Source organism: Streptomyces sp. L500 (assembly GCF_054551825.1).
This window is the reverse complement of sequence record NZ_JBTOLC010000110.1, coordinates 1-2,979: the sequence shown is the minus strand read 5'-3', so window position 1 is coordinate 2,979 and position 2,979 is coordinate 1. Positions and strand designations below refer to the sequence as shown.

The window sequence follows — 2,979 nt, the reverse complement described above, 5'->3', positions numbered from 1 at the left end:
GCCGGCCTCGTAGGAGAGTGCCGGGACGCCCTGGTTGGCCATGCGCTTGCGGTCGATGTCGCTCAGGAACTGGCCGAGCCCGGCGCCGACCTCCCAGAGGCCGTACGCCATCGCGGTGGCGGGCAGCCCCTCGGCGTGGCGCTGCTGCGCCAGGGCGTCGAGGAAGACGTTGGCGGCCGCGTAGTTGCCCTGCCCGCCCGTCAGCACGAGCCCGCCGGCGGACGAGAACAGGACGAACGCCGCCAGGTCCATCTCACGGGTCAGCTCGTGCAACCACCAGGCCGCGTCCGCCTTCGGCGCGAGCACGGAGTGCACCTGCTCGTGCGTCAGGGCGTCGACCAGTGCACTGTCACCGATTCCGGCAGCGTGGACCACGGCGGTGAGCGGCCGGTCGATGGTGATTCCGTCCACCACGGCGACCAGCGCCCCACGGTCGGACACATCACAGGCGACGACGCGCACGTCAGCGCCCGCAGCCGTCAGCTCTGCCACGAGCTCCGGAGCACCCGGAGCCTCCAGGCCCCGGCGACTCGTCAGCGTCAGATGCCGGATTCCGTGCTCGGCCACGAGATAGCGGGCCACGACCGCACCCAAGCCACCCGTACCACCGGTAATCAGCACCCCACCCTCGACATCGAGGGAGACGTCCGCTGCCTCAAGCGCAGAGGACAGGCGCACCAGGCGCGGCACCAGCACCTCACCACCGCGCACCGCCACCTCCGGCTCACCCGAAGCCAGCGCCGCGAACAGCACCTCCCCCGGCTCACCATCAGCGTCCACCAGGACGAACCGGCCAGGGTTCTCCGCCTGGGCCGAACGCACCAGACCCCACACCGGAGCCTGCACCACATCCAACGCCACACCATCAACCACAGCCACCGCGTTGCGGGTCACCACAGCCAGCCGCGAGCCCTCGAAGCGCTCGTCGGACAGCCAGCGCCGTATCGCCTCCAGTACGTGACGCAGCACGGCTCGTACGTCGCCGGGCACATCGCCCACCGACGTCACCGCACCGCAGTCCAGCACCACCACATCCGGCACGGCACCGGACTCAGCATCCACGGCCTCGTCCCACAGTGCCCACGACACCGCCGCAGCACCATCCGCCACCGCCTCACCGGACCACTCGACCCTGTACAGCGACTCGCCCGAGCCGTCGCCCGCGTCGAGTTGCTCGGCCGACACCGGCCGGCCGACCATCGAGCCCACGGACAGGACCGGTCGCCCGGCCGTGTCGGCGACCGCCAACGCCAGCCCGCCACCGTCGAGCCGCGACAGGCGTACCCGGACCGCCGAGGCGCCCACCGCGTGGAGGGCCACATCGGTCCACGCGAAGGGGATCCTGGTCTCGCCGTCGCCCGCGCCGACGAAGATCGCGGCGTGCATGGCAGCGTCCAGCAGCGCGGGGTGGAGACCGAACGCCCCACCATCAGTGCCTTCCGGCAGCGCCACCTCCGCGAACAGCTCGTCGCCCACCCGCCACGCGGCCCGCAGGCCCTGGAACACCGGGCCGTAGCCGTAGCCGTGCTCGCGCAGCGCCTCGTACGCGCCGTCCAGCCGCACCGGTTCGGCACCGGCCGGCGGCCAGGCGCTCAGGTCGAACGCCGCCGCCTTCCGGCCGTCGGCCGTGGAATCGGCCGTGAGGAACCCGGAGGCGTGGCGGACCCATGCGCGGTCGCCCGCGTCCTCCCGCCGCGAGTACACGGCCACCGGGCGACGCCCGGCCTCGTCCGTGCCCACGACGACCTGGACCTGTATCGCACCGCGCTCGGGCAGCACCATCGGCGCGGCGAGCGTCAGCTCCTCCAGCACGTCGCAGCCGACCTCGTCGCCCGCCCGGACGGCGAGCTCCAGCAGCCCGGTGCCCGGCACGAGCACCGTGCCCCGCACCGCGTGATCGGCGAGCCACGGGTGCGAGGACACCGACAGCCTGCCCGTGAGGACCACGCCGTCCGAGTCGGGCAGCCGCAGGACCGCGCCCAGCATCGGGTGCGCCACCGTGTCCACACCGGTGGCGCTCAGGTCACCCGTGCCGGTCGTGGCGTTCACCCAGTACCGCTCGCGCTGGAAGGCGTAGGTGGGCAGATCGACACGACGGGTGCTCGGGCCGGCGAAGTACGCGTGCCAGTCCACGGCGGCACCGTGCACGTGCAGGTGACCGAGAGCGTTCGCGAGGTTCGCGACGTCGTCCCTGCCCTTGCGGAGGGCGGACACCGTCAGGGCGCCGTCCGCGGCGTCGTCGCCGAGGGTGTCCTTGACCATCCCGGTGAGCACGGCGTCGGGGCCGAGCTCAAGGAAGCGGCTCACGCCCTCGGCGAGGAGAGTGCGGACTCCGTCCGCGAAGCGGACCGCCTCGCGGACGTGGCGCACCCAGTACTCAGCGGACCCGATCTCCTCGGCCGTCGCGAGCGCGCCGGTGAGGTTGGAGACGACCGGAATGGCGGGAGCTTCGAAGGTCAGCCCCTCCACGACTTCCCGGAACTCCGCGAGCATCGGCTCCATCAGCGGGGAGTGGAACGCGTGCGAGACACGCAGACGGCTCGTCTTGCGCCCCTCCGCCTCGAAGTGCCCGGCGACCCTGACGACCGCCTCTTCCGTGCCCGAGATCACTACCGACGACGGGCCGTTGACGGCCGCGATCGCGACATCGTCCGACAGCAGCGGCAGAATCTCGTCCTCCGTCGCCTGAACCGCCACCATCGCACCGCCCGCAGGCAGCTCCTGCATCAGGCGACCACGAGCCGCCACCAACACGCACGCGTCCGCCAGCGAGAAGACCCCGGCCACATGCGCCGCCGCCACCTCACCGATCGAATGACCGGCCACATACTCCGGCCGCACACCCCACGACTCCACCAACCGGAACAGCGCCACCTCGACCGCGAACAACCCGGCCTGGGCATACACCGTCCGGTTGACCAGCTCCTCGTCCCTGCCCCAGACCACACCCCGAAGCGGACGCTCCAGGTGCTCGTCCAA

The 2,979-nt window shown here is 72.0% G+C and carries 1 protein-coding gene; it reads right to left on the bottom strand.

Annotated features, from left to right (window positions below; all coding sequences use genetic code 11):
- Positions 1–2,946 (bottom strand): SDR family NAD(P)-dependent oxidoreductase (locus ACX9I7_RS32510; RefSeq protein WP_459389385.1); only part of this gene is annotated, 2,946 nt, incomplete at its 3' end.
- Positions 2,947–2,979 lie beyond the last annotated feature (33 nt).